Source organism: Chondromyces apiculatus DSM 436 (assembly GCF_000601485.1).
Lineage (GTDB): Bacteria > Myxococcota_A > Polyangia > Polyangiales > Polyangiaceae > Chondromyces > Chondromyces apiculatus.
Genome location: NZ_ASRX01000022.1, coordinates 64,615 through 88,082 on the forward strand (window position 1 = coordinate 64,615; position 23,468 = coordinate 88,082).

Genomic DNA, 23,468 nt, shown 5'->3' on the forward strand with positions numbered 1-23,468 from the left:
TCACTCCTCGTCGGGCAGATCGTCGGGCGGCGTGGTGTCGGCGCCGCCGGCGACGAGCAGCAGCCAGTACTCGGAGCAGGTCGCGTTGACGAGCGTGATCACCGTGTCGTCCACGTCGCGCACCTCGACCTGGTTGCCGGCGGCGATCGCGAGCGACTCGGTGTCCGAGCCGTACCTGTCGAAGGAGAGGTAGGCCGTCCACCAGCGCGGCACCTCGCCGAGGTGGTGCGCGATCTCGTAGCGCATCCCGCCCGGGAAATAGAGCAGCTCCTGCGCCGCCTTCGGCGCGTCGAGGTCCCACGTCGCGCTCATGTACACGCCCGCTTCCACGGTCCCCTCGGTGTAGGGGATGGGCGGGTTCGCATCGATGGACCTGTCGCAGTTCGCCGGCCCCAGCTTGGAGAGCACGTTGCAGCCCATGCCGGAGAGCGTGAGCGCGAGCGCAGCGACGCCCATCAGCGCGCGCCGCACCAGCGCGTGCTCCTGCCGCGCCACGTCACACCCCTCCATCATCCGAGCCACCGTGACGCATCGAGCGCGTGGTAGGTGAGGATGAAGTCGGCACCGGCGCGCCGGATCGAGGTGAGCAGCTCCAGGACGGCGCGCCGCTCGTCGATCATCCCCCGCTCGCTCGCGGCCTTGATCATCGCGTACTCCCCGCTCACGTTGTATGCGCCGAGGGGCAGCGGGCTCGCCTCGCGCACCTTGGCCAGGATGTCGAGGTAGGTGAGCGCCGGCTTCACCATCAGCATGTCGGCGCCTTCCTCCTCGTCGAGCGCGGCCTCGCGCAGCGCCTCGCGCGCGTTGCCTGGATCCATCTGGTAGCCGGCGCGGTCGCCGAACTTCGGCGCGCAGTCTGCCGCCTCCCGGAACGGCCCGTAGAACGACGAGGCGTACTTCACCGCGTACGAGAGGATGGCGGTGTGCGTCAGCGACTCGGCGTCGAGCGCGCGCCGGAGCGCACCCACGCGCCCGTCCATCATGTCGCTCGGCGCGACCACGTCGGCGCCTGCCTGCGCGTGCACCACCGCGGCGCGCGCCAGCACCTCCAGGGTGGCGTCGTTGTCGACGTCCATCTCCCCGCGCGCGTCGGCCTTGAGGATCCCGCAGTGCCCGTGGTCGGTGTACTCGTCGACGCACACGTCGGTGATCACCAGGAGCTCCGGCACGGCGTCCTTCATCGCCTTCACGGCGCGGGGCACCGGGCCCTCCGGATCGTAGGCCGCGGCGCCCGTGGGGTCCTTCGCCTTGGGCAGCCCGAACAGGATGACCCCGCCGATCCCGTGCTGCTTCGCGAGCCGCGCCTGGTCCGCCGCCGCCGACACCGGGAGCTGCGCCACGCCGGGCATCGTGGAGATGGGGCGCGCCTCGTCCAGCACCTCGTGGAAGAAGAGAGGAAGGATCAGGTCCCCCGGCGCCAGGGTGGTCTCGCGCACGAGCGCACGAACTGCAGGGGTACGCCGGAGCCTCCGCGGTCTCTTGGTGGGAAACACGGCGCGAAGCATACCACCCGGGCGCCGCGCACCCAGTCCGTCCTGAGACCTCGGCGGCATGTCACGGAGTGCGCCCAGAAAGTCTTGAGACCTCGGCGGCATGTCACCGAGTGCGCCCGAAGAGTCGTGAGACCTCAGCGGCATGTCACCGAGTGCACCCAAAAGGTTGTGCGCCTTCAGCGGCATGTCACCGAGTACGCCCGAAGAGTTGTGCGCCTTCAGCGGCATGTCACCGAGTGCACCCAAAAGGTTGTGCGCCTTCAGCGGCATGTCACCGAGTGCACCCAAAAGGTTGTGCGCCTTCAGCGGCATGTCACTGGGTGCGCTCGAAGAGTCTTGCGACTTCAGCGACATGTCACGGAGTGCGCCCAGAGAGTCCTGCACGCTCCGAGGAATGCCGCTGAGCCGCCCAGAAGATCTGTGCGACTCCAGGAGCGTGTCTCCGAGCCCCCAGAGTCGGGAAAGAGGGCGCAGCGAGGGGCCGGCGGTGACAGAGGTCACAGACGGCGAGGCTGCTGCGTCTGCTCAGGGGCGGTACGTGTGGGTGATGCGCGGCAGCGTCGGGCGTGAATCCCGGCCGGAGTCGGGAGGACGGGCCGTCATCCAGGCAGGGATGTGCGGGAGTGTGGGGCGTGCGTCGGAGTCGATGCCGTCGGTCCAGGGCTCGTCGCCGTACTCGTCGAAGGTCCCGTCGAAGGCCCTCGCGAACGAGCTGTCCGAGCTGTCCGAGCTGTCCGAGCTGTCCTCCGTGTCGGGTGAAGGAGGAGGAGGGAGCGTGGTGGTGCCCGCGGCGAAGACGGGAACGGGCGGGGCGGGCGCGGCTGTTCGGGTGTGGAGCGTGGGAGCGCGGGGTGGCGACAAAGTCCCCGGAAGCTGGGGAGGTCTGGGCAACGGGATGGGCGGAGCCACCTTCACGACGGCGATGTCGGACAAGGGACACCACACCGTCCACGACTCGTTGCGCACCAGGCAATCAAGCGGCACTTTGCCGGTCTCGATGCCCCGGGCGAGCAGATCGATGCTCACCGGACCGACGGAGCCCTCGTCGGTCGAGACGTACCATTGATCCGAGATCCCGCCGGACACAGCCCCTGTCAGAAGTTGAACCGAGCGCATGTCACACGTCGCCCCCTCTGGTGCGGCATCCCACCTCGTTGTAGGCGCCGTCGTCGGGTCGTAATGCACGGTGTCAACCAACAGAGAGCGGGCTTTATGCGCACACGCGAGACGTTGCAAGAGGCGCAGGACACCCATCATGGCCACTGAGCAGGAAACTGACGCGCCCGTGAATGACGCGCGCACGCCGAGCACGCCGCGCACGCCGCGCACTCCGGGCGCCGCGCGCGCGGGGGTGGTGTACCTGGTCGGCGCAGGGCCGGGCGATCCAGGGCTTTTGACGGTGCGCGCGTCGGAGCTGCTCGCCTCCGCCGAGGTGGTGCTGCACGACGAGCTGGTACACCCCGCTCTTCTCGACGCCGTCGGGTCCGATGCGGAGGTGCGCCATGTTGGGAAGCGGGGACACGATCGGGTCGCCAAGGATGCGAAGCAGGCGGAGATCGACGCCGAGCTGGTCGCGCTCGCCCGGGCCGGTCGCAGCGTGGTGCGCCTCAAGGGCGGAGATCCATTCCTGTTCGGACGCGGCTCGGAAGAGGCGGAGGCCCTCGCGCGCGCGGGGCTTCCGTTCGAGATCGTGCCGGGTGTGTGCTCGCCGCTCGGCGCGGCGGCGTATGCGGGCATCTCGCTCACGCACCGTGACCTCGCCTCCAGCGTGACCATGGTCAGCGCGTTGAGCCGCGCGGGAGCCGCGTACGACTGGAGCGAGCTGGCCAGCGTGCGCGGGACGATCTGCGTGCTGATGGGCATGCACGCGATCGACACGGTGGTGGCAGGGCTGCTCGGGCCAGGGCGCTGCGCACCGGACGCACCCGTGGCGGTGATCCAGTGGGGGACGCGCGCGGCGCAGCGGGTGGTGACCGGGACACTCGCCGAGATCGCGGGCCTCGTGCGCGCGGCGGGGCTCGGGAGCCCGGGGCTCATCGTGGTGGGTCGGGTGGTGTCGCTGCGGGAGACGCTGCGCTGGTTCGATGCGCGTCCGCTCTTCGGCAAGCGGGTGCTGGTGACGCGGCCGAAGCGGCAGGCAGGCAGCACCTCGCGCCTGGTGCGGCTGCGCGGGGGCGAGGCGGTGGAGCTGCCGACGATCGTCATCGGTCCTTCGCCGGATCCGGCGCGCATGGCGGCGGCCGCGGAGGCGGTGGGCAAGTACGACCTCGTGGCGTTCACCAGCGACAATGGCGTGGACCGCTTCTTCGCCGAGCTGGGGCGGCTCGGGGGCGATGCGCGCGCCTTCCGTGATGCGCGCGTGGCAGCGATCGGGACGGGCACGGCGGCGGCGCTCGCGGCGCGTGGGGTGCGCGCGGACATCGTGCCGGGGGCGTTCGTCGGCGAGGCGCTGGCGCAGGCCATCCTGGAGGATCCGGTGCTGGCGGCGAAGCGCGAGGCGTGGCGCGCGCAGGAGGCGGAGCGCGTGCAGGGCGGGGAGCGCGCGCAGGAGGCGGAGCGCGCGGCGCCGGTGCGGGTCCTGATCCCGCGGGCGCTCCTGGCGCGCGAGGTGTTGCCCGAGCGGTTGCGGGAGGCGGGGTGCGAGGTCGACGTGGTGCCGGTTTACGAGACGTTCCCGGCGCCGGTGGAGCAGCGGGAGGCGCTGCTGCGTGCGCTCGAAGCCCGGGAGATCGACGTCGTGCTGCTGACGTCGAGCAGCACCGCGACCAGCCTGTGCGACCTGCTCGGGGCGCGCGCCGTCGCGCTGCTCGCGCCGGTGCTGGTGGCGAGCATCGGCCCGGTCACCACCGCCTCGGCCGAGAAGCGCGGCCTCACGGTCGGGGTGACGGCGACGGTGAGCACCGTGGCCGGTCTGATCGAGGCGGTGGAGCGACACCTCGCCGCAGCGTTGCCGGACTGATCGAGGCGGTGGAGCGACACCTCGCCGCAGCGCTGCCCGGCAGCGCTTCAGTCGAACTGGGCGCGCACGAGGAGGAACTTGTTGTTCAGCTCGGGGGTGGTGAGCCGGTCGAGGTGGGGGCCGCCAAGCTCGTTCGAGAGTGAGTTCACGCGGCTGTGCTCGGTGACGAAGTAGAAGGTCTTCACGCCCTCGCGCTTCTGGCCGTTCACGTACTCCTGGAAGCGCTTGCCGCTCGAGACGAAGGCGGGGATGTGGTTGCCCGTGTAGAAGTTCTCGCCCTTCCAGTTCATCTGGTAGGCGGCGATGGGGCCCTGGATCTCGTGGTTGGCCTTCACGTAGGCGAGCATGGTCTCGCGCTGGCCCCAGTGCGGTGAGGTGCGGACGAAGTAGACGTCGATGGCCCAGGCGGTGAAGGCGACCGCGAGGCCGGTCAGCGCCCAGACGAAGACGCGGCGGGTGCGGGCGATGGCGAGGAGCAGGGTGAGCGCGGCGGCGGCGGCGGTGAACACCCAGAGCGCGGTGCTGAAGTCGAGCGTGGCAGGCCAGACGCGCTTGTAGTTGTACGTGAAGAGGTGCAGGAGGCGGCCCTGGCTCGGCTGGCCTTCGCGCACCATGGCGAGGTCGCGGCCCACGAGCGCCACCAGGATCGCGCCGCCCACGGCAGCGGCGCCGAGCAGCACCCGGTCCATGTCGGCGGCGCGCCCCTTCACCCGGGTGAGCGCGTCGTCGAGCAGGACGCCGGTGAGCATCGCCGCCGGGGGGAGGGCCGGCAGGATGTAGTGGTGGAACTTGGTGAGCATCAGCGAGAACAGCGCGAAGGCGAAGAAGAACCACATCGCCAGGAAGACGGCGGCGTCGCTCTGCGTCGTCTCCGCGTCGTCGCTCGACGTCGCGTTGATGAGGCCCTTGGTCTCGTCGGCGGTTCGCTCGCGGAGGCGGAGCCAGCGGGTGAGGGCGACGGGGACGAGGCCCGTCCAGGGGAACATCGCGTAGCCGAGCTGCCAGAGGTAGAACCGGAAGCTCACGTCGTCGCCGTCGTTCGTGTCGTGCACGTGGGTGAAGGCGCGTTTGTACATGTCGTGGAACAGGAGCCGGTCGGTGAACGGCTGACCGTGCCGCGCGTACATGGCGACGAACCAGGGCAGGGCGAAGCTGGCGAGGAGGAGCAACCCGGCCGGGATCTCCATCTTGAGGAGGTCGCGGTAGCGGCCGGAGACCGCGACGTACACGAGCGCGCAGAGCACGGGCAGGCCGGCGCCAGCGGGGCCCTTGGCCATGGTGGAGAGCGCGGCGAAGAACCAGGCGGCGAGGAAGAGGAGGCGCTGAACGCGGCGCTCTCCCCAGCTCACGTAGAGCAGGATGGCGAGGGTCTGGGCCCAGACGAGCGCCTGCAGTGCCGGCTGGAGCCCGCGGATCACGGGGTCGCTGGCGCGGCAGGCGTCGTTGCCGGGGAGCATGCAGTTGCCCGGCGAGCCGGCGCTGAAGACGTCGCCGTGGATCTTGAAGACGAGGGGGCTCGGGCGGATCTCGAGGTTGCGCGAGAGGAGGTAGAGGATCTGCGGGAGCGCGCAGGCGACGATGACGCCGAGGACGAGGTGGTACGCCGAGAGGCGGAGCCGCAGGGGGCCGGCGTCGAGCTGGTAGAGGCGCACCTCGTCGGTGTCGCGGGTGTGGATGCCGAGCAGGAACAGGGCCATCGCGGCGGACATGGTCGCGACGAACGGCATGTCGGTCATGGTCTGGTGCGAGACCAGGAACCACTGCGGCATGGTGGTCAGCGCGAGCGCTCCGAGCAGGCCGGCGCGCCTGCCCCAGATGCGCGCGACGGCCTTGTAGAGGAGGTAGGTGGCGACGAGGGTGAGCAGGAAGATCGGGAAGCGCACCGCCCACTCGGGCCAGGGATCGCGCCCCTCGGCGGCGGCGGAGAGCATGGCGCCGGGCTGGAAGCGGACGCCGAGCGTCGACATGCCGAGCGCCTGGATCCAGAAGATGAGGACAGGCTTGGACCAGAACCAGCCATCCTGGGCCCACCAGAGGGAGATCCAGTCGTTGCGCGCGAGGATCTCGCGGGCGACCTCGCCGTAGTGGGTCTCCCATGGATCGGAGAGCGAGTGGCTCCCGAGCATGGGGAGGTAGAGGACGGTGACGGCGACGACGAGCCAGAAGCCGTGGCGGCGGAGGAGCGGTCGAGGCGCGCCGCGGGCGTCCGCGCGGGCGTTCGCAGAGGAGCCGGTCGGATCGGCGGCGGGCGTGTCACCCGGGGCGGTGTCGAAGATGCCGAGGCGCGCGGCGAGGCGGTAGGCAGCGACGACGACCGCGAGGAACGCGGCAGGGATGAGCAGGGCGCTCGACCGGTGCGGGCCCGCCTGGAAGCCCGGGGCGAGGTGGCCAGCCACGGATGCGCGGAGGAGGAGCACGAGGACGGTGACGCTCGCCGCGAGCACGGCGAGGGGACCGAGGAGGCTTTTCAGGGGGCGGCGGGCGGCGACGCGGTGGTCCGGATCGTCGAAGGTGCCGAGCAGGTCGAGGATGCCGAAGGTGGCGATGGCGATGCCGAGCGCGCCGACGGGGACACCCCAGGCGAGCTGCGGCTTGAGGGCCATGATGCAGAAGGTGAGAAGGGAGCCCACGCCGAGCGGCGCGAGACCCCGCCAGCGGAGCGGGTTGCCGAGGGGGATGAGCCGCGGTTCACCTGGAGGCGGAGCTGCGCTCTCGGTGAGAGGCGGAGCTGCGCTCTCGGCGAGGTGCGAGGCTTCGCTCTCGGTGAGAGGCGAGGCTTCGCTTTCGGCGAGGTGCGAGGCTTCGCTCTCGGCGAGATGCTGAGGCTCGCCCGGAGCACCCGCGCGCTCGGCGTCGGGGCGTGGCTCGCCCGGTGCATCTGCGCCTGGCGCGGGGTGGTCCTCTTCCGGGTCGCTTCGGCGCGGCGGATCGCTCATGTGGGCTGTGGGCGGGTGGGGTCAGTCCAGCTCGGCGGCGATCTTGCGGGCGTGTTCGAGGCCCGCGCGCTTGTCGCGGAGCGCGGTGAGCTGGGCGTGGGACTCGGCGACCACCTCGGGCGGTGCCTTGTCGGCGAAGGAGGGGAGCGCGAGCTTCTTCTCCAGCGCGGCGATGTCCTTCTCGGCCTTCTTGATCTCGCGCTCGATGCGGGCGGCTTCCTTGTGGCCCTCGACGAGGCCGACGAGGGCCACGAGGACCTCGACGCCAGCGGCGACGCTCATCACGGCGCCGCGGGGGCGCTCGGCCTCGCGGGGACCGATGGTGGGGTCGCCCGCGCTCTTGACGAGGGTGCGGATGGCGACGCTCTGGCTGGTGAGCAGGGCGCGCAGCTCGGCGTCGTCGGTGCGGAGGGTGAGGGGGACCTCGGCGCCCGGGTGCACCTCGTGCTCGCTGCGGACGCTGCGGGCGGCGCCGATGATCGCCTGGACGACGGCCATGTCGCGCTCGGCGGCGGCGTCGCGGGGGGCGACGGTGTCGTCGGGGAAGTGCGCGAGGCCGAGGGAGAGCGGGGGAGACTCGGGCCGGGGGAGGCGGTGCCAGAGCTCCTCGGTGATGAAGGGGACGAAGGGGTGCAGGAGCCTGAGCGCGGCTTCGAGGGTGTAGGCGAGCACGTCGCGGGTCTCGATGGCGGCGGCGCTGGTCCTGTCGGCGAAGACGGGCTTGGTCAGCTCCAGGAACCAGTCGCAGAGCTCGCCCCAGAAGAAGTGGTAGAGGCCGAGGCTCGCGTCATCGAGGCGGAAGTCGTCGATGCCGGTGCGCGAGGCGGCAGCGACCGCGGAGAGGCGGGAGAGGATCCAGCGGTTCGCGAGGAGCGTGGCCGGGGGCGCGGTGGCGCCGACGCGGGCGCCTTCGAGGTACGTGAGGGCGAACCGGGTGGCGTTCCAGATCTTGTTGCAGAAGTTCCGGTTGCCCTCGATCTTCTTCGGCGAGAGCGGGATGCGCTTGGCCTGGGGGGAGTAGGTGGCGAGCGTGAAGCGGAGCGCGTCGGCGCCGTAGGCGGCGAAGCCCTCGCCCATCTGTGCGGTGGAGGGGTAGGCCTTCTTGAACTTCTTGAGCGCCTCCTGGAGGGGCGCGCCAGGGAGCGCCTTCTCCACGACCTGCTCGAACGTGGCGCCGTGGATGAGGTCGAGGGGGTCGATGACGTTGCCCTTCACCTTGCTCATTTTCTCGCCGGTCTCGTCGACGACGAGGCCGTGGAGGAGGATGCGCTTGAAGGGCGGCTCGCCCATGAAGTGGATGCCCATCATCATCATGCGGGCGACCCAGAAGAAGAGGATGTCGTAGCCGGTCTCGAGATCGCTCGCGGGGTAGAAGCGCTTGAGGGCGAGGGTGTCGTTGGGCCAGCCGAGGGTGGAGAAGGGCCAGAGCGCCGAGGAGAACCAGGTGTCGAGGACGTCCTCGTCCTGGTGGATGTCGGTGGAGCCGCACGTCTCGCAGGCCTTCGGGGACTCGTCGGTGGTGACGGTGATGTGGGCGCAGCCGCTGCAGTGGAAGGCGGGGATGCGGTGACCCCACCAGAGCTGGCGGGAGATGCACCAGTCGAGGATGTTCGACATCCAGTGCTCGTACGTCTTGCTCCACTCCTCGGGGATGATCCTGGTCTTGCCCTCGCGGACGGCGGCGAGCGCGGGCTCGGCGAGGGGAGCCGTCCTGACGAACCACTGGGTGGAGATCATCGGCTCGACGATGGAGTTGTTGCGCTCGCTCCGGGGCAGGACGAGCTGGTGCGGCTTGGTTCCGCGGGCGAGGCCCTTCTCGTCGAGGGCCTTCTTCACGGCCTTGCGGGCGGCGAAGCGGTCCATGCCGGCGAAGTCACCGCCGATGGCGTTGATGGTGCCGTCGGGGTTGAGGATGGAGATCTCTTCGAGCTTGTGGCGCTTGCCGGTGGCGAAGTCGTTGAAGTCGTGGGCCGGGGTGACCTTGACGGCGCCGGTGCCGAACTTGGGATCGACCAGCTCGGCGTCGGTGATGATCGGGATGAGGCGGTCGACGAACGGGTGGCGGACGCGCTTGCCGTGGAGGGCCTTGTAGCGCTCGTCGTCGGGGTGGATGGCGACGGCGGTGTCGCCGAGCATGGTCTCGGGGCGGGTGGTGGCGACGACGATCTCGCCCGTGCCGTCTTCGAGGGGGTAGGCGAACTCGAACAGCTCGCCGTTCGCGGGCTCGTTCTCGACCTCGAGGTTGGAGAGGACGGTGCGGGCCTCGCAGTCCCAGTAGATGAGGCGGGTGTCGCGGTAGATGAGGCCCTCGCGGTGGAGGCGGACGAAGGCCTCGCTCACGGCGCGAGAGAGGTCCGGATCCATGGTGAACTTGGAGCGGCTCCAGTCGGCGCTGACGCCGAGGACGCGCTGCTGTTCGAGGATGCGATCCCCAGCCTGGACGCGCCACTGCCAGACGCGCTCGATGAACTTCTCGCGCCCGAGGTCGTGGCGGCTCGTGCCCTCGCGCTGGAGGAGGCGCTCGACGACGAGCTGGGTCGCGATGCCGGCGTGATCGGTGCCGGGCTGCCACAGGGTGTTGTGGCCCGTCATGCGGTGGTAGCGGCTGAGGATGTCCTCGATGGTGCAGAAGAGGGCGTGCCCCATGTGCAGCGAGCCGGTGACGTTCGGCGGCGGCATGGGCAAGACGTAGGTGGGGCGCGTGTCGTCGGGCGCGTCGCTGGCAGCGAAGACGTTGTTCTCCGTCCAGTAGGTGTACCAGCGGGTCTCGACGTCCTTGGGCTCGTAGGCTTTTGCGAGATCGGTGCTCATGGGGGATGCGGCAGGGCCGCCTCGATAATTCGCGTTCGCGGGAGTGAGTGCGCGGAGCGTGCCACAACGCGCGGTGCTGCGTACCCTGAATCAGGGGCCGTCGCCCGTGGTGTACGCGCGGTGTGTGCGGGGTGAGGGGCGCGAGCCGTGCGGCGCGCGAGGGGGGGAGGCAGGGAAGAGGGGAGGCAGGGAGGAGGGCGCGGGCGACGCTACTTGGTGAGCCGCGCGATCTCTTCCTTGATGAGCGACTCGGCGAGGACCGGGACGACCTCCCACACGATCCGCTCGACGACGTCGCGGGAGATGGCCGCGACCGCGTCGACCTGGGCAGGGGTGAGGCCGAGGCCTTCGAGGCGCGAGGCGATCTGGCCGGTGCCCGCGAGGGAGGCCGCAGCGGCCGCCGCGGCAGGCGCTGCTGCAGCGGCTGCGGGCTGGCGCGCGGGCGCGTTGCCGGCCGTCGCGGTGGAGACGGTCTTCACCGCGGAGCCCTGGGCTGCAGGCGCGGTGGCTGCGGCGGGAGCACCGCCTCCGGCAGGCGCACCAGGTGCAGGGGTGCCCGCCGTGTAGATGAGGGTCTTGGCGCGCTGGAGTGGGCTGCCAGGGGTGCCCGCGCCCGCTGCACCAGCGGCGGCAGGAGGTGCGGCCGGGCTGCGCGCGACGGCCTGTGCGGGGGCCGGGGTGGCCGCGGGAGCGGTGGCTTTGGGCTGCACGGCAGCGGGGGCCGGGGTCGCTGCGGCCACGGGCTTGGCGGGCTCCGGCTTGGCGTCGGTCGCGCCGCCGAGCAGCTTCTTCACCTTGTCGATCATCACCTGCGTGTCGAAGGGCTTGTCGATGTGGTCATCGGCCTGTGCGGCCGAGGCCTTGCCCTGATCGAACGGGTTGTGCTTCGACGACAGGATGAGGACCGGCGTCGACGGCGAGGCCTGCTTGATGGCCTTGCAGAGGTCGTAGCCGTTCTTCGGCTCCAGGGAGACGTCGGCGATGACCACGTCGGGCTTGTCGCTCTTCAGCTTCTGCAGGGCAGCGTCGGCGCTGTTCGCCGTCACGATGCGAAATTCCGGACCCGCAAAGGTGATTTCGAGCACTTTGCGTAGGGTCACGCTGTCATCGACGGCGAGGACGGTGCTGGGCACGAAGGGAGCTCCTCTCAAGTGGCCGGAGATCAAGTGGCCGGAGATCAGGTGGCCTGATCTCTGATGGCCAGACAATCAGCCTGCGCCGCTATCTTCGGCCCCTGCCGCGCGATGTGTCAACATCGCGGTGGTTTTCATTCCCCCCGGCCAGTTTCCCCGAGCCACTCCTGCATGAACCGACGTCGCACCGCCGAATCTTCCGCTGCACGAACGACACGTATTCCCCCGGGACAGCAAGGCAGGCGCGCGCCCCGCCCGGTCGGGGTAGGTGGCCCGGATGCGCGCGCGACAGCGGCGCAGGCAGGGCCTCACGAGGTGTCGGAGGCGCCGGGGGACCGGGCAGGGGTGGCGGTCGCGGATGGGCCGGGGATCTCGGCTGCCTCGGGGGCTTTCGAGGGGCCGGAGCGGGTGGACGGGGGGGAGGCCGCGGTGGCGGAGGTGGCGGAGGTGGCGGCGGCCGCGGCGGCCGCGGCGGTCAAGGAAGGCGTGCAGGCGCTGAGAGATGGGACCTGGACGGTGCCCAAGGAAATGAAGGGGCGGCCCCTCGACGGGGTGGTGCGCGCGCTCCTCGGGGTGACGTGGGCAGAGGCGCGGCGGCTCGTGGCGTCGGGGAAGATCCTGGTCGGGGAGGCGGTGATCACCGACGCGCGGCGCCTGACGGCGGCGGGGGCGAAGGTGTCGCTGCGGCTGCGGGCGCCGCGGCCCGAGACTGCGCGCCGCAAGCAGGTGGAGGGCGATCTGCTGGTGCACGTGGACGCCGCGGTGGTGGTGGTGAACAAGCCCGCCGGGATCAGCTCGGTGCCGTTCGGGGATGAGCCTTCGGAGGAGGTGACGCTCGACGCGCTGGTGCGCGAGGTCCTGGCGCACCGGGATCGGATCCGGGGGCGGGCGCCGCTCGGGGTGGTGCACCGGCTGGACAAAGGGACGAGCGGGCTTCTGGTGTTCGGGCGGACGGTGGCCGCGAAGCAGCACCTCGGACAGCAGCTCCGGGAGCACTCGACGTACAGGCGCTACCTGGCGATCGCGCACGGGGCGGTGCGGAGTGGCACGGTGCGCTCGCACCTCGTGGAGAATCGAGGGGATGGGCTGCGGGGATCTGCGCCGCGAGGAGCGCGGGAGGGGCAGCTCGCGGTGACCCACGTGGAGGCGCTGGAGGCGCTCGCGGGTGGGGCGACGCTGGTGGGGTGCCGGCTGGAGACGGGAAGGACGCACCAGATCCGGATCCACCTGGCGGAGGGGGGACATCCGATCGTGGGCGAGCAGGTGTACGTGCGGAATTACCGGGGCGTGAAGCTCGCGGCGCCGCGGCCGATGCTGCACGCGGCGGAGCTCGGGTTCGTGCATCCGACGAGCGGGCGAGAGATGCGTTTCCAGGTGGATCCGCCCGAGGATTTCGTGAAGGTGCTGGAGCGGTTGCGGCAAGGCGGCGGCTGAGCGCGCGAGGGAAGCGCGCGCCGCTCAACGCAGGCGGGCGCGGGCTTCGCTGACGGCGGCGGCGGTGGCGTCGACGAGGGGCATGACCTTGGCGTAGTCCATGCGGGTCGGGCCGATGACGCCGACGGTGCCGGCGAAGCGACCGTTCTCGGTGTAGGGCGCGGCGACGACGCTGAGCTGACCGCCGCCCATGCCGGCCTCGCTGCCGACGTACACGGCGATGGCGCCGGTGCCTGCGGCGAGGGTGCGGTCGAGCAGGTCGAGGATCTCCTCGCGCTCCTCCAGCGCTTTCATGAGCATCTTGAGGCGGTCGACGTCGGCGTATTCGGGCAGGTCGAGCAGGCGGTTCTGGCCCTCGATGACGACCTCGCCGCGGCGACACATGTCGGCGGTGGCGAGGTGGCCGAGTTCGAAGGCGCGGCGGCGCAGGGCGTCGAGCTCGTGGCGCTCGTCGGCGAGGCGGCTTGCGAAGAGGTCGCGGACCTCGCCGAGGGTGCGGCCGCCGATGACGTCGGAGAGGAGGTTGTGGATGCGGAGCAGCTCGGCTTCGGGGATGGGGCCGTCGATGGAGATGAAGCGGTTCTCGACGGAGCCGTCGGCGAAGACGAGGACGGCGAGGAGCTGGTTCTGGCGGGTGGTGATGAAGCGGAGCGTGGAGAGCGCGCGGACGGCGGTGCTGGGTGCGGCGATGACGGCGGCGGTGCCGGCCAGCTCGGACAGGTAGCGGCCGGTCTCGCGGAGAGGGTCGCTCGCGCTCGTGTAGATCTCGTGGAAGCGGGCGCCCATCTCGGCCTGCTGTGGCGGGATGGCGCGGACTTCGAGGAGGGTGTCGATGAGCACGCGGAGGGCGCGATCGGTGGGGATGCGGCCCGCGGAGGTGTGCGGCTGGTGGAGGTAGCCGGCCTCTTCGAGGTCGGCGAGGACGTTGCGGATGGAGGCGGCAGAGAGGTCGAGGCCGTAGCGGCGCGCGAGGGTGCGGCTGCCGACGGGGATGCCGGTGGAGATGAACTCGGTCACCGCGGCGAGGAGAATTTTCCTGGAGCGGCTCGGTAGATCGTTCTTCGGCGGGTCGCTCATGGTGCTGCGCGGGGCCTGGACGGACCTGATTTCTATAGCTTTCCTGGTGGGCAGGTCAAACGTGGCAGAGGCCTCCCGCGGGCTGTGGAAGACGGAAAGTCGGGGTAGGCTCGGGCGTGGTCGGAGGGCGTGGTCGGGAGCGCTTCAGGATGTCGTCGGGATGACGAGGATCTCCGTGGGTCGAACCTCACCGGTGTGCCTCAGCCGTGGGCGTCTCGGGGGAGTGCCGTGACCGGGCGTGCGGGTCTTGTGATCGCCGTGCTGGTGGCGGTCCTCGCCGGGGCGTTGCCGGTGATGGGAAAGCCGAAGGTGCGTTACCAGCAAGGCTGGGCCGGGAGGCCGTGGGCGCGTCATGCGGCGATGTCGGGGCCGCAGTGCCTCGCGGAGCTGGAGCGGCGCGGGGTGCGGGCCGTGCGCGCCCCCGCCGAGGGAGCGCAGGGGGTGATGGCGCCGGTGCGGTTGCCCGAAGGGGCAGGGAGGGTGATGTACAGGACAGCCGCTCCAGCGCACGTGAGGGCGCGTCAGCCGGGGGACGTGATGGACTGCCGGATGGCGCTGTCGCTCGCGGAGTTCAGCAAGGTATTGCGCGCGCACGGGGTGGTGGAGGTGCAGATGGCGTCGGCGTACCGGCCTGCGCGCGCGCTGGGGACCCAGGGAGCGCGGGGAGTTCAAGGAGCGCGGGGGGGTCAGGGCGGGGCGGTGCTGGAGGGGCTGGGGCTGCGGCACGCGGGGGGGCTCGCGGTGGACGTACTGCGCTTCGGGAAGGAGGGGGGGAAGGGGGCGCTGGTGTGGCTCGACGTGGAGCACGATTTCGGCGGCACCCTCGGGGCGCCGGTGTGTGGGGCGGGGCAGGAGGGCCTTGCGGGCGCGGCGAAAGCGCTGCGGGCGTTGATCTGCGAGGCTGCGGCCCGCCACCTGTTCACCTCGATCCTCACCCCCAACTACGATCGGGCGCACAAAAACCACGTGCATCTGGAGGTCACGCCCGGCGTCCAATGGGAGTTGCTTCGTTAAGAACGTTGAGTGCCGTCGACGCATCGGAGGCAAGCCGGCTATGTTTACGCGCGTGACAGCCCGAAAACCTTCCCGAGTCCGTGGCGCTGCGCTGACGCTCGCCGTCATGGTCGTGGCCCTGTCGTTTGCGGGCTGCCCTTGCATCAGTGGCCCGGTCAACGCGAGTCCCGCGCTGCGGTGGTTCCTGTTCTCGAACTTCGCCGCGAGCAAGATTTGCCCCGAGATGTTGAAGTCGGGGATGTCGCTGAAGATGCAGGACAGGGCGCCGGCGATCGGGCGCTTCTTCCCGATGCAGTGCACGTACAGCGTGGACGACAATGCCAAGACGGTGACGGTGCACCTCGGGGGCACGGGCTACGGGTATCTGCAGCCTGCGAAGCGGGTCGGGTTCTCGCTCACGGCGTCGGTGGAGTACCGGCCCGACTTCCAGATCGCGGGCGATGACATCTACCTGTGGGGGAAGCTGAACCGGGTGGTGCAGGGGCCGAACTTCCAGCTCGGCTACGTGGAGAACCCGGTGGTGGACGTGATGGCGAACATGCCGCCGTTCGGCAGCCTCGCGAACTTCCTGGGAAGCCAGGTGGTGTCCGGGTTCATGAGCCGCGGGTTCACGGTGGTGTACAACGAGGACACCGGCAAGGAGTTCACCCTGGGGACGCTCCTGCCGCCGAGCAAACCGCACCGGCCGTTCGACGTGACCTCGACGGAGTACTACACGTTCGCGAACGAGGTGATCGAGGTGAACGCGCAGCAGCGCGACTACCTCGGGCCGTTCGAGGTCGCGGACTCGGGGCAGTCGATTCAGCTCAAGATCAGCACCGAGGGGGCGCCTGTCGACGTGATGATCGTGGACAAGGTCACCGGGGACGTGTGGCGCGATCAGTACCAGACTGGCAAGCCGCTCGGCCCGCCGCTCGGGAATGTGCTGGCGGGGGGGCCGCTCCAGCCAGGTATCACGGAGAACCGCAAATATCCGCTGCCGCCAGGGCTCTACTACGTGGTGATCGACAACACGAGCGCTGCGGGGCTGGTCAGCCCGCCGATCAACATCCTGAACCCGCTCGGGGGCTCGGCGGCGCGCGTGAGCTACCTGGCGCAGCTCGTGGAGTGAAGGGCGGACAGAGGTAGTCGAAAAGGGTTATCGGTTTCCATCTCCCGCGTCCTCTCGCGTCCTCCCGCGTCGGGTTTCTGCCGGGTGCGCGCGCCGGCTGCCTTGACGCCCCCGACGACCGCGGGATAACTCCCCCATGGTGCATGCGCCGGGAGAGGAGGAGCGGGTGACTCACGTCGACGAGGCTGCTCTCGAACGGCTGCGGACGCGGCTTCAGACGTACATGGTGGAGAAGGGCCTGCGGTCGACCGCGCAGCGCCGTTTGATCATCGACACGTTCTTCGAGGGCGCGCCGCACATGACCATCGAGGAGCTGCTGCAGCAGGTCCGCGGCGTGGACAGGGGCATTGGCTACGCGACGGTGTACCGGACGCTGAAGCTGCTCGCGGAGTGCGGGGTGGCTTCGGAGCGGCGCTTCGGCGACGGGTTGAGCCGGTACGAGCTGGCGGATGACGCGAGTTCCCACCACGACCACCTGATCTGCCTGAGCTGCGGCAAGATCATCGAGTTCGAGGAGCCGCAGATCGAGGCCCTGCAGGACGCGATCGCCGAGAAGTACGGGTTCCTGGTGACGTCTCACAAGCACGAGATGTACGGCGAGTGTGCCGACTGCCAGCGCACGAAGAAGAGCGCCGCGTCGGAAGGCGCCGACGGCATGCGAGACGGCGCGTAACCGCGACCGCTGTTCATCGCGACATCTTCTGCCGGGTAGCGACCAACGGGAGCGTAGGGGCCGCAGGCCCCTGATCCAGGGTACGCAGTACCTCAGCTCTTGGCGTCGAGGGCGCGGGCGTGGATGACGGCGACGATGCCGCCGAGCAGGGCGGCGATGGGCGCGTAGGAGGGGGGCAGAAGGCCGACGGCCACCACGGCGGCGCCCACGAGTGCGGGGACCACGGAGAGGGAGAGGCCCGTGCGCGCTTCGAGGCGCGTACGGTGGGCGAGGGCGAGGGAGAGTGCGGCGTCGCGCACGTCGTCGGAGGCGAGGGTGATGGCGAAGTCGCCAGGGGTCGAGCCGGCGGCGCCGAGGGCGACGGAGACGTCGGCGGCGCCGAGGGCTGCGTCGTCGGCGCCTGCGTGACCGAGCACGCCGACGCTCATACCGGCGTCGATGAGACGCCGGACCTCGGCGCCGCGGTGCGCGGGCAGCACCTCGGGGCGGATGTGATCGATGTCGAGGGAGCGGCCGATGGCCTCGCAGGTCTCGCGCGCGTCGCCTGACATGAGGACGGGCTCGATCTGAGCGTCGAGCAGGTGCTGGATGGCGGCGCGGGCGCCGGGGCGCAGACCGTCTTGCAGACCGATGAGACCGGCGAGGCGGCTGCCCACGGCGATGAGCACCACGGTGCGGCCGAGGGCTTCGAGCTCGGCGATGCGCTCCTCGGCGGCGGCGATGGACACCCGCTGTTCGAGGAGGAGGGCGCGGTTGCCGACGCACAGCTCCTCGCCTGCCGAGGTCACGGCGGTCACGCCGAGGCCGGGGAAGCTGCTGAGGTTGCGCACGCCGTCGAGGCGGACGCTGCGGCCCCGGGCGGCGCGGACGATGGCGGTGGCCACGGGGTGCTCCTCGGTGCGCTCGGCGCCGGCGGCGAGTGCGAGGATGCTCTCGGGATCGAGCTTGCCGCCGATGGCTTCGAGTTCGGCGAGTTCGGGTTCACCGAGGAGGAGCGTACCCCGAGCGCAGAACACGGAGACGGTGACCCGGCCTGCGCGGTCCCAGGCGTCGGCGCTCTTGTAAACGATGCCCCGCCGCAGGGCGAGGAGGATGCCGCGGGCCACGTGCACCGAGGTGATGGACGCGGCGACGGCGGTGGTGAGGGCGGCGAGCACGGCGACGGTGGCCATCGCGATCTCGACGGGGGGCCGGCCGGCGACGAACGCGGAGAGCGCCCCGATCGCGGCGGCGGCGAAGGCCCAGCGCTCGGTGAGGGCGCGGGAGGCGCCGGCGATGGGCGCGAGGGCGTCGGCGCGGCGGCGGGGGTCGAGCAGCACGCGGGCGACGGCGCGGTCCATGCCGGTCCAGGTGCAGGCGCCGCGGAGGCGCCCGCGGACGACGGTGGCGCCGGCGATGATGGGATCTCCGGCGCGGCGGCGGACCGGCGTCGTGGCGCCGAGCCAGGGGAGGACCTCGACATCGCCGGAGGTGACGGTGAGATCCACGGGGACGACCTCGCCGGGCTCGACCTGGACCTGCTCTCCGGGGCGCAGATCCCAGGCTTCTTCGCGGGCGGATTCGGCGCCCGGATCGTCGACGGGGCGGCGCCCGGGGATGGAGAGGACGGTGGCGATCCAGGCGCGCTCGGCGGCGATGCGGTGGCGCGCGCTCTCGATGAGCCAGGCGCTGATGGCGCTGGCGGTGGCGATGACGCCGGCGAGGGAGGCCGCTTCGGCGGCGAGGGCGCGGTCCTGGCCGAGCAGCGCCCAGGCTGCGATGAGGAGGCCGCCCAGGACTGGCGCGAGGAGGGCGGCAGGGTGCGGGTCGGTGGACTCGCGGGGTGTGGTGGCGGCGCGTCCGACGAGCATCCCGGCGCCGACGGCGGCGAGGACGATGCGCGCGCCGATGACGATGGTGGCGTCGCCCGCGAGCGCGAGGGCGACGGCGAGCGCGCCGGCGACGATCGCGAGGACGAGCAGCAGGGCGCCGACGTCGCGGGTCTCGGCCTCGTGGCGCTGGTGGTCGTCGCCCAGGTGGAGCGCGGAGCTGCTGCCGGCGTCGAGGATGGTCTGTCCCAGAGGCTCGAGCAGGGCGCGGTCGTCATCGATGGCCGGCGGCTCGGGGGGGCTCTGATCGAGCGCGACCGGGGGGTAGGCGTCGCGGATGGCGGCGTCGAGATCGGCGGGGCGCGTGGCGAGGTCGATGCGGGTCGGGGAGACGCGGTCGAGGGACGCGCGGCCCTCGCGGAGGCGGTCGTCCGAGGCGCGGCCCTCGCGCTCGCGGAACACGTCGTCGAGCGGGGCTCCGGCGACGGTGGGCCGCGGTGCGGGCTGGGGCAGCTCCGGGGAAGGCTCGGGCGTGTGACGGGGCTCGTCGGCGCGGAGGCCGCGCGCGACGAGGTGCGGCAGCACCTCGCGGGTGAGCGCGGGCACGGGCTCACCGAGGAAGGTGAAGCGGCAACGCGCGTTGCAGAAGTAGTGGAAGCGGAGGTCGAAGATCGCGACCTGACCGGCACGGAGGGGGTCGATGAGCTTGCCGCACCCGGAGCAGGGGAGGGGATCGACGGCGGGGCCTGAAACGCGCGTTGCTGCCAACGGGCGTCTCTTACGCGAATGCTTCGGTGAGCGCGATCTCTACCTTCTCCAGGGCCTCGTCGATCTGCGCCTCGGAGATGATCAGGGGTGGGGTGAAGCGGAGCGCGTCGGAGCCGGCCACGGTGAGGAGGACCCCGCGGTCGCGTGCGGCGTTGAGGGCCTTGCGGGGATCGATGCCGGGGGCGAGGACGAGCGCCCGGAGGAGGCCGCGTCCCCGTTCGCCGGTGGCGAGGTGCGGGTGGCGCGCGGCGATGCCGGCGAGGCCCCGGGCGAGGTGGTCGCCGTTCCTGGTGGCAGCCGCGCAGAGGCCGTCCTCTTCGATCACGGCGAGCACGGTGCGGGCCGCGGTCGAGGCGAGCGGGCCGCCCCCGTACGTGGAGCCGTGGGCGCCGGGCGGCAGGGCGCTGTTGAGCTGCTCGCGGAGGACGAGCGCCCCGATGGGGAAGCCCCCGCCGAGGCCCTTGGCGAGGGCGGCGGCGTCGCCGCGCACGTCGTCGCCGTGGCTGCCGAGCCAGTGGCCGGTGCGGCCGATGCCCGTCTGGACTTCATCAAGGAGGAGAAGAGCGCCGTGCTCGTCGGCGAGGCTGCGCATGGCGGCGAGGAAGCCGGGGGGCCCGGGGATGACGCCGCCTTCGCCCTGCACGGGCTCGACGAGGATGCCGGCGACGTCGGGGCCCATGGCCGCGCGCACCGCCTCGACGTCACCGTAGGCGACGTGGGTGACGCCCTGGAGGGGCGGCCCGAAGCCCTCGCGGTACTTGGGGGTGCCGGTGAGGGCGATGGCGCCCAGGGTGCGGCCGTGGAAGGCGTTGTGGAAGGCGACGATGCGGTAGCGGTGGGCCTCGCCGCGGTTGAAGAAGTGGCGGCGCGCCAGTTTGAGGAGCGCTTCGTTCGCCTCCGCGCCGGAGTTGCAGAAGAAGGCACGGTCGAAGCCGGTCTTCTGACAGAGCTCCTCGGCGAGCAGGAGGTTCTCCTGGTTGTAGAAGTAGTTGGAGGTGTGGATGAGGCGACCTGCCTGGGCCGCGATGGCCGCGGTGAGGCGGGGGTGGGCGTGGCCGAGCGCGCTGACGGCGACGCCCGCGCAGAGGTCGAGGTAGCGGCGACCCTCGGTGTCGAACAGCTCGCAGCCTCGGCCGTGCTCGAGGACGAAGGGCGCCTGGCGGTAGTTGCCGAGGAGGCGGTGCTCTCCGGAGGCGAGCAGCTCGGCCTCGCTCGAAGCGCTCGAAGCGCTCGAAGCGCTCGAAGCGCTCGAAGCGCTCGAAGAAGGAGCGCTCGAGGCGAGCGGAGCCGGCCCCGGCTCCGCGGCGGATTGCCGCGCGCGGGATGGCGACGAGGGCGCGGACGAGGATCCGGCGTCCGTCGCGGGGGAGGCGAGGGACTGCTGTCGTTCGGCGCTGGGGGCGATCGTCATGATGGCGATCTACGCCGGGCCTGGTGCCGGGGCAAACCCTCGGCGACGCGGGGACGATTGCCTCCGGATCCGGGCTGGTTATAGTGCCGCCGAACCATGAGCGAAGCGGAACGTGACGGGCTGGATGGGGATGCCGGGCAGCAGGCGTCGGAAGTCGTGGACGGGAGCGCGCCTGCCGAGGGGGCCGCGGCGAGCGCGCGCCCACCGACGCCGGAGAGCAAGCTCGCCGAGGTGCAGGCCGAGGCTGCACGTACGCGGGATCAGCTCCTGAGGACGGCTGCGGATTTCGACAACTTCCGCAAGCGCACCCGCCGGGAGATCGACGATGCGCAGCGGCGCGGCCGGGAGACGACCCTCAAGGATCTCCTGCCCGTCTTCGACAACCTGGAGCGGGCCACCCTGCACGCCGACACCGCGAGCGACGTGAAGTCGTTCGCGGAGGGGATCCGGATGGTGATTCGGCAGTTCACCGACACGCTGGATCGGATGGGGATCAAGCGGGTGCCTGCCGTGGGCCATCCCTTCGATCCGACCGTGCACGAGGCGATCCAGCAGATCGAGTCCACCGAGCACGCCGCCGGGGTGGTGATGGCAGAGATCCAGCCGGGCTATGTGATCGGCGACTACCTGGTGCGGGCCGCGCAGGTGGTGGTGTCGAAGGGCGCACCTGCAGCCCCTGCTGGCTCCGACGCCGCCAACTGAAGCGCTGACTGGCAGAAAACCGGCCCTGGAAGCCGGAAGCCGGGGCAGGCGCACGGCGGGTCCCATGGCTGAGGTGGGGCCTCCTTACTCGCAGGTAGGTGGCCGCGGGCGGGTGTGTGCCTGCCCTCATTCCCCGAGGCCGCGAGCACCATCGCGCGCGGCTGCTGCCTCCGTGGAGCATGGCCGGCGAGAGGATCGCGCGGTTCTCTCTCGTTGAGCAGCCGGAGCGCACGGCGGGCTGGTGTATCCTCGCGCTGGCATGGCGAAGGTGATCGGTATCGACCTCGGGACGACGAACTCCTGCGTCGCGGTCGTTGAAGGTGTCGGCGTGGCCTCGGCGAGCCAGGTGCGGGTCATCCCCAACGTGGAAGGAGCGCGGACCACGCCCTCCGTGGTCGGGTTTCCCGCGAGCGGTGAGCGCCTCGTGGGACAGATCGCGCGGCGGCAGGCGGTCACCAACCCGCAGAACACCGTCTATGCCATCAAGCGGTTGATGGGGCGCAAGTTCCGCGCGCCCGAGGTGTCCAAGCAGATCCTGCTCGCGCCTTACAAGATCATCGAGGCGCCGAACGGAGACGCCTGGGTCGAGGTGAAGGGGCGCAGCTCGTCGCCGCCCGAGGTCTCGGCGATGGTGCTGACGGAGATGAAGGACATCGCCGAGCGCTACCTCGGCGAGCCGGTGACCGAGGCGGTGGTCACCGTGCCGGCCTACTTCGACGACGCGCAGCGGCAAGCGACCAAGGACGCGGGGCGCATTGCCGGGCTCGAGGTGCGGCGGATCATCAACGAGCCGACGGCAGCGGCGCTCGCTTACGGGCTCGATCGCGCCGAGGCGGAGATCATCGCGGTCTACGACCTCGGCGGCGGGACCTTCGACATCTCCGTCTTGGAGATCGCGGGCGGTGTGTTCAGCGTCAAGTCGACGGGCGGCGACACCCACCTCGGCGGTGAGGACTTCGACCAGCGCCTCATCGACATGCTGGCCGACGACTTCGAGAAGGAGCACCGGATCGACCTGCGCCGCGACCGGATGGCGCTGCAGCGCCTGAAGGAGGCGGCGGAGAAGGCGAAGCACGAGCTGAGCTCGTCGCTGGAGACGGAGATCAACATCCCGTTCATCGCGGTGGGCCCGGGCGGCGGGCCGCTGCATCTCGAGCGCGCCTTCAAGCGCAACGAGCTGGAGCTCCTGTGCGCGGATCTGGTGGAGCGGACCATCGCCGCGTGCCGCTCCACGCTCGCCGACGCGCGGCTGTCGGTGCAGGCCATCAAGAACGTGGTGCTCGTGGGAGGGATGACGCGGATGCCGGCGGTGCAGGCGGCGGTGCGCGAGTTCTTCGGGCGCGAGCCGCACAAGGGGGTGAACCCCGACGAGGTGGTGGCGGTCGGCGCGGCGCTGCAGGGCGCGGCCCTGTCGGGGCAGGTCGACGAGGTGCTGCTGCTCGACGTGACGCCGCTCTCCCTCGGCGTGGAGACGGGGGGCGGGGTGATGTTCAAGCTGATCCCGCGGAACACCACCATCCCCACCGAGAAGTCCGAGATCTTCACGACGAGCGTGGACGGTCAGAACTTCGTGCCGGTGCACGTGCTTCAGGGCGAGCGCGAGATGGCCGCGGACTGCCGGAGCCTGGCGCGCTTCGAGCTGACGGGGATCCCGCCCGCGCCGCGCGGCGTGCCGAAGATCCAGGTGACGTTCCGCATCGACGAGAACGGCATCGTGCGCGTGGAGGCGAAGGACCTCGGCACCGGCCGCAAGCAGGAGGTGAAGGTCACGCCGACGAGCGGCCTGTCGCCGGACGAGGTGGACAGGCTGGTGGACGAGGGGGATCGGTTCAAGGAGACCGATCAGCTTCGCCGGGAGCTCGCCGAGCTGCGCAACCAGGCCGAGACGCTGGTGTACACCACGGAGCAGGCAATGGAGGGGTACGCGGATCTGCTGGACCCGGCCCTCTTCGAGGAGGTCTCGGGCAACTGCGCGACGCTGCGGAAGCTTCTCGAAGGTGGTGGAGATCTCGAAGCGCTGCGGACGGCGTACGCGCGCCTGGAGTCGGCGGCGTTCCGGATCGCGGAGTCGATCTACGGAGGCGACGATGAGGGTGGGGCAAGCGAGGCGAGCGAGACCTGAGGGCCTCGCGGTGACC

General features: G+C 71.0%; 16 protein-coding genes. 7 read left to right on the forward strand and 9 right to left on the reverse strand.

The window, feature by feature from the left end; translation table 11 throughout:
- The 3 genes from CAP_RS16200 to CAP_RS16210 form a co-directional block, all read right to left on the reverse strand.
- Complete coding sequence (locus CAP_RS16200) at window positions 1-522, reverse strand: hypothetical protein (protein WP_197041201.1); 522 nt, start codon at window positions 520-522, stop codon at window positions 1-3.
- Window positions 510-1,505, reverse strand: coding sequence for a porphobilinogen synthase (hemB, locus tag CAP_RS16205; RefSeq protein ID WP_044241585.1), 996 nt, complete (start codon window positions 1,503-1,505; stop codon window positions 510-512). The genes CAP_RS16200 and hemB overlap by 13 nt, the downstream gene beginning before the upstream one ends.
- Before the next feature lie 513 nt (window positions 1,506-2,018).
- A complete protein-coding gene (locus CAP_RS16210) occupies window positions 2,019-2,609 on the reverse strand; it encodes a DUF4339 domain-containing protein (protein ID WP_156040860.1) in 591 nt (196 codons plus the stop codon).
- Between the two features lie 169 nt (window positions 2,610-2,778).
- On the opposite strand from CAP_RS16210, the gene cobA reads away from it, so the two are divergent.
- Entirely contained in the window at window positions 2,779-4,452 is a 1,674-nt protein-coding gene (cobA, locus tag CAP_RS16215) for a uroporphyrinogen-III C-methyltransferase (protein ID WP_052375375.1), read from the forward strand.
- A gap of 47 nt (window positions 4,453-4,499) precedes the next feature.
- Here the strand turns inward: cobA and CAP_RS16220 are convergent, their stop codons facing one another.
- The 3 genes from CAP_RS16220 to CAP_RS16230 form a co-directional block, all read right to left on the reverse strand.
- On the reverse strand, window positions 4,500-7,388 hold the full coding sequence (locus CAP_RS16220; RefSeq protein ID WP_052375376.1) for an ArnT family glycosyltransferase: 2,889 nt from the start codon (window positions 7,386-7,388) through the stop codon (window positions 4,500-4,502).
- A 21-nt stretch (window positions 7,389-7,409) separates the two neighbouring features.
- Window positions 7,410-10,199, reverse strand: coding sequence for a valine--tRNA ligase (locus tag CAP_RS16225; protein ID WP_052375377.1), 2,790 nt, complete (start codon window positions 10,197-10,199; stop codon window positions 7,410-7,412).
- Between the two features lie 209 nt (window positions 10,200-10,408).
- Entirely contained in the window at window positions 10,409-11,332 is a 924-nt protein-coding gene (locus CAP_RS16230) for a response regulator (RefSeq protein ID WP_044241589.1), read from the reverse strand.
- Between the two features lie 315 nt (window positions 11,333-11,647).
- On the opposite strand from CAP_RS16230, the gene CAP_RS16235 reads away from it, so the two are divergent.
- Window positions 11,648-12,766 (forward strand): RluA family pseudouridine synthase, encoded by a 1,119-nt coding sequence (locus tag CAP_RS16235; protein WP_269324372.1) that lies wholly within the window; start codon window positions 11,648-11,650, stop codon window positions 12,764-12,766.
- Window positions 12,767-12,790: 24 nt separating this feature from the next.
- Here CAP_RS16235 and hrcA read toward each other — a convergent pair whose 3' ends face one another.
- On the reverse strand, window positions 12,791-13,843 hold the full coding sequence (gene hrcA / locus CAP_RS16240) for a heat-inducible transcriptional repressor HrcA (protein WP_044241591.1): 1,053 nt from the start codon (window positions 13,841-13,843) through the stop codon (window positions 12,791-12,793).
- A gap of 228 nt (window positions 13,844-14,071) precedes the next feature.
- Here hrcA and CAP_RS16245 point away from each other — a divergent pair, with 228 nt between their 5' ends.
- From CAP_RS16245 to CAP_RS16255, 3 genes are all read left to right on the forward strand, one after another.
- Window positions 14,072-14,857 carry an extensin family protein gene (locus tag CAP_RS16245; protein WP_044241593.1) on the forward strand — a complete coding sequence of 262 codons (786 nt, stop codon included), beginning with the start codon at window positions 14,072-14,074 and terminating at the stop codon, window positions 14,855-14,857.
- A 52-nt stretch (window positions 14,858-14,909) separates the two neighbouring features.
- The gene (locus tag CAP_RS16250; RefSeq protein ID WP_231511512.1) at window positions 14,910-15,968 is read left to right on the forward strand and encodes a hypothetical protein; all 1,059 of its coding nucleotides are present in this window, start codon (window positions 14,910-14,912) and stop codon (window positions 15,966-15,968) included.
- 223 nt (window positions 15,969-16,191) lie between these two features.
- On the forward strand, window positions 16,192-16,641 hold the full coding sequence (locus tag CAP_RS16255; RefSeq protein ID WP_044241651.1) for a Fur family transcriptional regulator: 450 nt from the start codon (window positions 16,192-16,194) through the stop codon (window positions 16,639-16,641).
- Between the two features lie 92 nt (window positions 16,642-16,733).
- On the opposite strand, the gene CAP_RS16260 is transcribed toward CAP_RS16255, so the two are convergent.
- Window positions 16,734-19,217 carry an HAD-IC family P-type ATPase gene (locus CAP_RS16260; RefSeq protein WP_044241597.1) on the reverse strand — a complete coding sequence of 828 codons (2,484 nt, stop codon included), beginning with the start codon at window positions 19,215-19,217 and terminating at the stop codon, window positions 16,734-16,736.
- Between the two features lie 10 nt (window positions 19,218-19,227).
- The gene (locus tag CAP_RS16265) at window positions 19,228-20,628 is read right to left on the reverse strand and encodes an aspartate aminotransferase family protein (RefSeq protein WP_063748702.1); all 1,401 of its coding nucleotides are present in this window, start codon (window positions 20,626-20,628) and stop codon (window positions 19,228-19,230) included.
- Between the two features lie 96 nt (window positions 20,629-20,724).
- Here CAP_RS16265 and CAP_RS16270 point away from each other — a divergent pair, with 96 nt between their 5' ends.
- Both CAP_RS16270 and dnaK read left to right on the forward strand, forming a co-directional pair.
- On the forward strand, window positions 20,725-21,330 hold the full coding sequence (locus tag CAP_RS16270) for a nucleotide exchange factor GrpE (RefSeq protein ID WP_044241598.1): 606 nt from the start codon (window positions 20,725-20,727) through the stop codon (window positions 21,328-21,330).
- 259 nt (window positions 21,331-21,589) lie between these two features.
- Complete coding sequence (dnaK, locus tag CAP_RS16275; RefSeq protein WP_044241599.1) at window positions 21,590-23,452, forward strand: molecular chaperone DnaK; 1,863 nt, start codon at window positions 21,590-21,592, stop codon at window positions 23,450-23,452.
- Window positions 23,453-23,468 lie beyond the last annotated feature (16 nt).

Bases quoted from the DNA above. Each gene is read 5' to 3' on its own strand.
- hemB (WP_044241585.1), bottom strand. From the start codon at position 1,505: ATGCTTCGCGCCGTGTTTCCCACCAAGAGACCGCGGAGGCTCCGGCGT.
- CAP_RS16210 (WP_156040860.1), bottom strand. From the start codon at position 2,609: ATGCGCTCGGTTCAACTTCTGACAGGGGCTGTGTCCGGCGGGATCTCG.
- CAP_RS16220 (WP_052375376.1), bottom strand. From the start codon at position 7,388: ATGAGCGATCCGCCGCGCCGAAGCGACCCGGAAGAGGACCACCCCGCG.
- CAP_RS16225 (WP_052375377.1), bottom strand. From the start codon at position 10,199: ATGAGCACCGATCTCGCAAAAGCCTACGAGCCCAAGGACGTCGAGACC.
- hrcA (WP_044241591.1), bottom strand. From the start codon at position 13,843: ATGAGCGACCCGCCGAAGAACGATCTACCGAGCCGCTCCAGGAAAATT.
- CAP_RS16255 (WP_044241651.1), top strand. From the start codon at position 16,192: ATGGTGGAGAAGGGCCTGCGGTCGACCGCGCAGCGCCGTTTGATCATC.
- CAP_RS16265 (WP_063748702.1), bottom strand. From the start codon at position 20,628: ATGACGATCGCCCCCAGCGCCGAACGACAGCAGTCCCTCGCCTCCCCC.
- CAP_RS16270 (WP_044241598.1), top strand. From the start codon at position 20,725: ATGAGCGAAGCGGAACGTGACGGGCTGGATGGGGATGCCGGGCAGCAG.
- dnaK (WP_044241599.1), top strand. From the start codon at position 21,590: ATGGCGAAGGTGATCGGTATCGACCTCGGGACGACGAACTCCTGCGTC.